Raw genomic sequence first — 8,167 nt, forward strand, 5'->3', positions numbered from 1 at the left:
ATAGGAGAGCACGAAGATCTTTTTATTCCTCCTTCTGCTGCATTAGCTGGAAAAATCTACAAGACTTTGATGTCTCAGGTGACTGCTGGTAAGAAATTTGGAGGTATCAATGAAGTAGATGGGGTTCGTTTCGACTTAAAGAAGAGCGAAATCGCTAACTTGGAAAACTTAGGGCTTATTCCTATGGTCAATGAGTACGGAAAAGTAATGGCTTTCTCAGGAAAGACCTTGTTCAACGGAGATAACTTGGGATTGCAAACCTATTCAGTAGTACGTGTGTTTGACTATGTAACTAAAGTGCTAATGGATTTCCTTAACCGTAGAGCTTTTGAGAATTTCACAGCGGTAACCCGTAAGGACATTATGAACCAAATCGTGCAATTCTTGGATAGCATCACCGGACCTAAAAACCTTATTGAAAATTTTGAGATAAGAAGGTTTGAGCAAGACCCTAAACAAAAAGATAGAATCTATTTAGACATTCATATGAAGCCTTATTTCCCAGCTAAAAACTTCCTTATTAAAATGGATGGTCATAAGGGAACTGATGCTAATGAGTGGGATACTGAATACGAACAAAAGTAAAGTACCTATCTTATGAGGAATTTCTAACCTTAAAAAGTGTATAATAATATAAGAAGGTTCAGAATTTCAACATAAGGTTTTGGAGACATTTTATATATATTTCCATAATTGGTATTATTGAGTTATTAAATTTTTAAATTATTTTAAACATGTCTTTTAAATCTAAATTAAACGTTGCGGGAAAAGAGCGCAACATCATTTCGGTTGATTTCGGAATGTTACAGGAGACTGACGCTACAGGTAGACCCTCATCGGTTACCAGAGGTGGCAAAATTACGATCACTGTGGAAAGCACAGGTGATACCGACCTTTTTGAGTGGATGACTAACTCTTTCGAACGCAAGGACGGAAGCATCATCTTCCTCAAAAGAGACAGTGAGGCTACTTTAAAAGAGCTTAAATTTAAAGAAGCTTACATTGTAAAGTACAAAGAAGATTTCGATGCAGCAGGAGACAATCCTCTGACAGAAACCTTTACGCTCTCTGCAAAAGAGATAGAAATGGGTACAGCCAAACACGTTAATGAATGGGTGTAATCTCCTTTGGTTTTTAAATGTTTTTTCTAATTTTTAAAATTTAAGTGTATGTCATTTAAGGCAAAACTAAAAGTAGCAGGCAAAGAATACAATATTCTTAGTGTAAGTTATGCACTGTTTCAAGAAACAGATGCGACAGGTCGTCCTTCCACCGTTACACGTGGTGGAAAAATTGATGTAGTAGTGGAAAGTACAGGAGAAGCTGACTTCTTCGAGTGGATGACCAATTCTTTTGAACGTAAAGATGGTAGTATTACTTTCTTAAAAAGAGATAGTGAAGCTACCCTAAAAGAATTGAAATTCACTGAGGCTTACCTCGTAAAACATCGAGAGCATTTTGATGCCTCAGGAGAGAAACCCCTGACGGAATCCTTTACTATTTCTGCGAGGAAGTTAGAAATGGGTACAGGAGCCTACGAAAATGAGTGGGTGTAAAAATTAAGAAAAAGGGTAGCTCTCTGAGGGAGTTACCCTTTTTTGCTTAAAACAGACGAGAATAAAACAAAAGTATAATTTCTAAAAAATATAGATATGTCTTTCAAAGTCAGATTAGAATTAGACGGAAAAACCTACAATGTATTGGCTTGTAGGTATAACTTCTCTCAAAATGTGGATCCAACTGGACTCCCTAAAGGAATGCCAAGAGGAGGAGAGATTTTCATTCGTTTGGAAAGTACAGGAGAACCTGACTTGTTCAAATGGATGAATAGTGTTAGTGAAACAAAAGATGGTAAGATTATTTACTATCGCCGTGATGCTATGAGTAAATTGCAAGAACTTACCTTTAAAAAAGCTTTCTGTATAAGTTTTACTGAAGACTTTAATGCCAATAGCACTGAACCTTTACAAATGGAACTTGTTATATCAGCACAACAGATAAGTATAAACGGCGTTACCCATAATAAGCAGTGGAAAATGGATATTTAAGTTTGTGTTTTTGAATTTCATCAGTTAAAAAAAGAATCTTATGAATAATGATACCTCATCAGTTTCAGGTCGTGTAAACGACCCTGCAACCTTTGCAAAATTTGCTTTGGTAAAGAACTTTCAAGATTTTCTAAAAGATAAAGAAAATCCAGTGGTGATGATTACCCTTTCCCTCAATGGGAAAGGATTTTTAGATAGAGCTACTTTTTCTTTACAGCTTTCACAGCATACCAATGCCCATGATGAGTTTACTATTGTGGTCAATGATACTGCCATAGATTCTTTTACTGGGCAAGTAATGAAAAACTCAAAAGACCTTTTGGGAGAAAATATTACTATTCATTTCCACCATCACGGAAGTATTGTACAATCATTTAAAGGGATTATAGCCAATATTCGCAACCGAAAAGACGAAGGAGGAGGACACGGGAAATTATACATTTCAGGTTTTGCACCAAGTATCATTTTAGAAAATGGGAAAGACTGTCAATCGTATGACAATAAAACACTCTCTGAAATCATTGCAGAAGCAACTACAGAGTATCCACAAGAAGCAAAGGTAAATACTGAGGGAATGATTAATACCAAGTATAAAATTCCTTATGCAGTGCAGTACAAAGAATCCGATTATCGTTTTATCAGTAGGTTAGCACGCCGTTATGGAGAGTTCTTTTACTACAATGGTACACAACTTATTTTTAGCAATGAAGCACAGAACACAATAGAGCTTTTTGAAGGAGATGATATGATAGATGTAGAGTTTGAGCTAATGATCAAACCTCAAAATTTCACTTATCTATCTTATGATGCAGAAACAGCGAGTACAGAACAAAAAGAGACACAGGAGGTACGAGTACAAAACAAAGTAAACCCTTTTCAATTTGCTGCTATTAAAGCCTCTAATAAAGTGTTTACCAAAATACCTAAGATGCCTTATGTTGCCATTCCTGAACAATTTAGAGGAGATTACTTAAAAGATGTGGTTCGCAGAGAGAAAGAAAGTCGTGAACAATTGATGCAAGTGAGGGGAAGAAGCCGTAACCCTAAGGTGCGTATAGGAGGTTTTGTAAAGCTCAGAGATATCAATAGAAAACCTATGGAAACTTATCGAGTGATCGATATTAAACACTATCAATCAGGCGATGAGTATTACAATGAGTTCATTGCTATTCCCGATGTATATATTGCTTACTATTACGATGAAGAAGCCCTTCCGAGAGCAGAACAACAAATAGCCAGAGTTACCGATAACAACGACCCTAAAGGCTTAGGTCGTGTACGAGTGCAATTCATTTGGCAGGAGAAACACCAAACAAAAACCCCTTGGATACGTGTGGTACAACCCTACGCAGGGGCTGACAAAGGCTTTTACTTCATCCCCGAAATAGGAGAAGAAGTATTGGTTGATTTTGAAGATCAGAATGCTGAACGTCCGTTCGTAATAGGTGCTAATTACAACGGTAAGGAGTTTAGTAAATACCATACCTCAGGCAATGACAAGAAAGTGATACATACTCGTTCAGGTACTAAAATCATTCTCAATGATGGAGAAGGTAGTGTATTTATAGAAGACCCTAGTGGTAATACTTACCTAATGGACGGACAAGGAAATATCAATGTAAGTGCTCCTAAGAATATTAGTTTTACAGCGGGAGAAAATGTAAATATCAAAGCGGGAACTAATTGTATTATGGAAGTAGGAAATGATATGTTCACTACAGTACAAAATAACAATAGTGTAGAAATTGTTAATAATCATAGTTTTAAATCTAAGGACTATAAGCAGACAGTACAAGGAGCTAAAACAATAGATATTGAAGGTAATTTAGTAGAAAACACAGCAGAGACTACCCATACAGCAAAGAAAGGAAATATTACCATACAGAGTGCGGGTGTTTCTAAGGTATTAGGTAAGATAGACGCTATGGTCAATAAAGGATAATTATGAAAAAAATATTATTATTTTTACTCTTAACCCTGCAGCTTGCTAGCTGTCAAAACCATAATAGCAATAATAAGAATATGAACAAACCACAATATGATTGGGGTGTAGCGGTAAATACCCCTATAGGTTACCCTATACGGTTTTATGCTGCTATGGTAGGAGGAATGCCTATCGCAGGAGATTTTTATACTGAAAAAGAAGAACCTGATTGGGGGAATGCATTTGGCTATGAAAGCCACTCAATGGGATACTTGCCTGCAAGTGTAGATATGGTATGGCTGTCGTATAAAGAAGATTGTTTTTATAGGCTCAAGACAGCTATTGATTACGAAAAAATAGAAAAACTCTTTAGAGAAGGCTATAAAGAAAGATTCCCTAATGGAGAAGTAGATCACTCTACTTATGATACAGTAGTGGTAGGCATAGCCCCTGGGGGTGTAGTAGTGCTATGGGTAGGTAGAGGCTATAAAAAAATTACTGAAATAGGAAGATACCAAGCCGAAAAAATAGATTTGAAAGAGCCTCCTGGGTTAGATAGTCACCAAAGACTCATATTTAGTAAAGAAGACAGAGAAGAAACTTTAAATAGCGATTTGGCTATCCCTAAAGCAGTACGCGAAGCTAATAAAAACAAACCTATCCCCTTTGGCTTATGGGATAGTTATAGAAACCATCAGTACCAATGGTTCTCTGTCTATGAAATTCCCAATGGAAAAATAGGTGATGTTAGGGCAAGATATTGGAATGGAGAGACTGGAACTACCTTGTATACTGATTTTAATTCCTATATGGGTAAAGAAGGTTTCTTCTATTTAGAAGAACCTATTCAAAAACGTCCCTTGTTTAAAGAATTAGTGATTTGGTATAAAGCTGAAAGCGGGCAAAAATATTTAGCAAAAATTTGGTTTGATTGGGAAGCAGTAGTAGCTGCTTATCAAAAAGTCTTTGGAGAAGAAGCCGATAAAGTAACTGCACACTTAGATATTCGCGTAAATCGTGACAATGATTACCTCACCTTTCAATTGATAGGAGACAATGGCAAACAAACTTTCTTAGAATCTAAAGAATTAAAATTTTATAAACTTTCCGATAGGAATATTATAACTCCCACCCCCTTAGACTAAAATATAAATAAGCTATGGCACAAACATTTGTATACAACTCAGGAACTTACCAAGAAACTAACTCTGGAACAATTCATTTAGAGTTTGGATTGTTTTTTGATGGTACTCTTAACAATAAAAATAATACTGATTTGCGCCTAAAAATGCTCAATCGAGAAGATCTTATAATTCTTCCTTCTGATAATGTTAATATAGTGACGCAAAAAGAAGAGTTAATAAGAAAAAGAAGAGAACGTTTTGAAAATGATGAACTTACAGATACTGACAAAAGTTATTTAGGATTGGTTTTTAAAGATATCAAGTCATTAGAACAAGCACTTGAGAAAGAAGCTCAAACAGGTTTAAAAAGTCTTGAAATATCAAAAGAAATTGTTGGTTATTACAATGCCGATAAGAGATCGTTGGCTGATAAACAAGGAGTTGATAACAGTCTAATGAATGATTATACCAATGTGGCTCGTATGTGGAATTGTTGTAATAGAAATTATCGTATCTATATAGAAGGTATTGGTACACTTGATAAGCAAAAAGATATAAGTGTAGGTTTTCAGTTTGGTTCAGGTGATACAGGTGTTAGAGGGAAAGTACGTAGAGGTTGTGAAGAATTAGCAAAGAAAATTAAAGAGAAATTACCTGAAGACACAGATGAGGTTATCAAGGTTACCTTAGATGTGTTTGGTTTTAGTCGTGGGGCAACAGCAGCACGTAATTTTCTCTATGAAGTAAATGTTTTTAATAAAAGAGAAGAAGACACCAAGATAGATAAAAAATTTGAAAGAACAGGGAGAAGACTATATAATGAAGGTAATCGTTATGGTTACAATGAGTATGCTTATTTTTATTATGATAAGGATAAGGTAAGAGTAAATATAGATTTCTTTGAAGAAGATAAATGGCCTAAATATGGCTACTTAGGATATTACCTATTAAAAGATAAGGTATCTCCTGAAGTATTAGATAGGATAAGGTTAGAGATACGATTTGTAGGGATTTATGACACTGTTTCTTCCTATGAAGAATTTGGAAATATAAGCGGACTTGACTTACTTGATAAAGGGATACAACATAGTAGTGAAAGTTTTTTTAAAGATGATGTAGAACAACTACAACTTAATAATTTGGGTAAATTCCAGAAAGCAGTTCATTTTACAGCTATGAATGAACATCGCGAAAACTTTGCTTTAACAAAAATGCGTGTAGAAAATTGTATAGAAAAAACTTTTCCTGGAGTCCATTGCGATATAGGAGGTGCTTATGAAACAACTACTGAATATGTTGATGAAATAGAAATTGATTATGATATTACTAATATTATTAATCATATATACTTAGACCTATTCCAACAATATCTTATTTCAGAACACTGGTATAAGGAAGAGCAATTGGATCAAAGTTTTGACAAGATGTATTATAAACTTTCAGGTACACGTTTTTTACGAAAAGAATATAGTTATATTCCTCTACATTTTATGCAGCAGTTTTTCAATGATATTTTAGGGGATAGCTACGCAAATGTAATTAGTAGAAATATTGTTACCGATTATCCTATTTCTGACCCTCAAGATGAAATACTTATAAAAGTTAAAGAACGTTTGAGAAAATATGTCTTTAGAGATGAAAATAAAAAAGAAGAGGAAAGATCAGAAGAAGAAAAAGAGTGGAGATTTATTCCAGATTGTGAAATTGAAAATAAATATAACCAAATAAGGGATGAGGTTCTTATGGAAAGAACACAACGTGCTTTAAAAGAAATGTCTAAAAAAGAAAAAAGGGGAGGGAAAGAACAGAAGGAGGAAAGATTAGTTGTAAGAGATAGATTTGACAAAAATATATACTTCCCCCCAGAAAAACAAACAAGAGAAGGAGAAAGAGAAATAAATCTAGAAATTTATAGTAGAAATTCGGTATTTGAAGAACAAAAAATTTTAAGAATACTGCGTAATAAGTATCTCCATTGGTCAGCTAATAGAGATTGGTTTGGTATGCAACCAACTTCTGATAGAAAACGCAAAGAATATTAGAGATGAAAAATGAAAAATATCTCATAGAAAGTGTTGTAACTAAGGATTATACTACACCTTATGCTCAAGAGGATACTTATAAACGTCTTATAGAGATTTGGTATTTAGGTAAAAAAGCAAATTTAGCTTATTATCAAATAATGACTATAAAGTATCTATTTCCTGAAGAAAATACAATAAATACTTTATTGCGAAAAATAGCCTCTACTTTCAATTATTTAGAAGTAAGTATCAGTGAAAAAAATAGAATAGCTAAAGTATTCAATCTTTCTGCTATTAAAATCAAATGGAAAAAGATACAACTATCTATTACTACCATTCATAAAGGTTATGAAATAGAGAACTATTGCACTTCTATTACTAACCTATTAGAGAATGAACAAAGTTTTATTGCTTTCCTTAATCAAAATAATATGTTAGGATTACTTTTTAATGGACATCCCAAAGAGGAAAACAAAGTAATTTACAAAGGTGAAGACCTACTTGAATATAGAAATAGTATTCTTATAGAATCTATTGTAAATGAAATAAATAACAACACAAATTTAAAATACTCATTGTTATGGCTTGGTTCTTTGGAAATAAACAAGAAAAATACATAGAAAACTTAGAGAAGAATAATAAAAAGCGTCAAGAAAAAGAGCATGAAGAGGCTGAAATTATTACCATAGGTAAAGCAACTTCAAAACAACAAGAGGAACGAACTTCTCAAGTTGTACTTCAGCATAACCAAAAAAGAATGGAAGCTATTGAAGAAGAGCAAGAAAAAGAAGATAAAGCTCAAGATGACCAACTTTTTGTTATTAATGGAGCCAAGGTGAAATTCGGCCCTCATATAGGAACATTTAAAGTGCTAAGTGACACCCCTACCATCCAAAGTAAAACTGTAGGTACTGAAATAGAAAAAAGTCCTGCAAACTTTTCTTTTATGGATGGATTTCAACTATTGTCTCTAACACAATGGCAAGATATTGGAACAGCCAAATACCAAGATAACTTAGCTCTTATTAAAAAATCTACCATTATGGG

At 34.0% G+C, this 8,167-nt stretch carries 7 protein-coding genes and 2 pseudogenes; all 9 read left to right on the forward strand.

Annotation, left to right across the window (positions count from 1 at the left end; all coding sequences use genetic code 11):
* Positions 1–585 (forward strand): annotated as a pseudogene (locus HMPREF9074_RS09570) (type VI secretion system contractile sheath protein TssC); the annotation flags it as partial.
* 149 nt (positions 586–734) lie between these two features.
* Complete coding sequence (gene tssD / locus HMPREF9074_RS09575; RefSeq protein WP_009389044.1) at positions 735–1,121, forward strand: type VI secretion system tube protein TssD; 387 nt, start codon at positions 735–737, stop codon at positions 1,119–1,121.
* Between the two features lie 48 nt (positions 1,122–1,169).
* Entirely contained in the window at positions 1,170–1,556 is a 387-nt protein-coding gene (tssD, locus tag HMPREF9074_RS09580; RefSeq protein ID WP_009389045.1) for a type VI secretion system tube protein TssD, read from the forward strand.
* A gap of 96 nt (positions 1,557–1,652) precedes the next feature.
* Positions 1,653–2,048, forward strand: a complete 396-nt coding sequence (tssD, locus tag HMPREF9074_RS09585; RefSeq protein WP_009389046.1) for a type VI secretion system tube protein TssD — start codon at positions 1,653–1,655, stop codon at positions 2,046–2,048.
* Between the two features lie 40 nt (positions 2,049–2,088).
* The gene (locus HMPREF9074_RS09590; RefSeq protein WP_009389047.1) at positions 2,089–3,990 is read left to right on the forward strand and encodes a type VI secretion system Vgr family protein; all 1,902 of its coding nucleotides are present in this window, start codon (positions 2,089–2,091) and stop codon (positions 3,988–3,990) included.
* A 2-nt stretch (positions 3,991–3,992) separates the two neighbouring features.
* On the forward strand, positions 3,993–5,117 hold the full coding sequence (locus tag HMPREF9074_RS09595; protein WP_034540439.1) for a DUF2931 family protein: 1,125 nt from the start codon (positions 3,993–3,995) through the stop codon (positions 5,115–5,117).
* A gap of 14 nt (positions 5,118–5,131) precedes the next feature.
* Positions 5,132–7,138 carry a phospholipase effector Tle1 domain-containing protein gene (locus HMPREF9074_RS09600; protein WP_009389050.1) on the forward strand — a complete coding sequence of 669 codons (2,007 nt, stop codon included), beginning with the start codon at positions 5,132–5,134 and terminating at the stop codon, positions 7,136–7,138.
* A gap of 2 nt (positions 7,139–7,140) precedes the next feature.
* Positions 7,141–7,740: a hypothetical protein gene (locus HMPREF9074_RS09605; RefSeq protein ID WP_009389051.1), complete on the forward strand. Its 600-nt coding sequence runs from the start codon at positions 7,141–7,143 to the stop codon at positions 7,738–7,740.
* Positions 7,701–8,167: pseudogene (locus HMPREF9074_RS11970) on the forward strand (hypothetical protein); the annotation flags it as partial. The gene HMPREF9074_RS09605 and the pseudogene HMPREF9074_RS11970, both read left to right, overlap by 40 nt.

Source organism: Capnocytophaga sp. oral taxon 329 str. F0087 (genome assembly GCF_000213295.2).
In the GTDB taxonomy this organism is placed as follows: Bacteria; Bacteroidota; Bacteroidia; order Flavobacteriales; family Flavobacteriaceae; genus Capnocytophaga; species Capnocytophaga leadbetteri_A.

Bases quoted from the DNA above. Each gene is read 5' to 3' on its own strand.
- tssD (WP_009389044.1), top strand. From the start codon at position 735: ATGTCTTTTAAATCTAAATTAAACGTTGCGGGAAAAGAGCGCAACATC.
- tssD (WP_009389045.1), top strand. From the start codon at position 1,170: ATGTCATTTAAGGCAAAACTAAAAGTAGCAGGCAAAGAATACAATATT.
- tssD (WP_009389046.1), top strand. From the start codon at position 1,653: ATGTCTTTCAAAGTCAGATTAGAATTAGACGGAAAAACCTACAATGTA.
- HMPREF9074_RS09590 (WP_009389047.1), top strand. From the start codon at position 2,089: ATGAATAATGATACCTCATCAGTTTCAGGTCGTGTAAACGACCCTGCA.
- HMPREF9074_RS09595 (WP_034540439.1), top strand. From the start codon at position 3,993: ATGAAAAAAATATTATTATTTTTACTCTTAACCCTGCAGCTTGCTAGC.
- HMPREF9074_RS09600 (WP_009389050.1), top strand. From the start codon at position 5,132: ATGGCACAAACATTTGTATACAACTCAGGAACTTACCAAGAAACTAAC.
- HMPREF9074_RS09605 (WP_009389051.1), top strand. From the start codon at position 7,141: ATGAAAAATGAAAAATATCTCATAGAAAGTGTTGTAACTAAGGATTAT.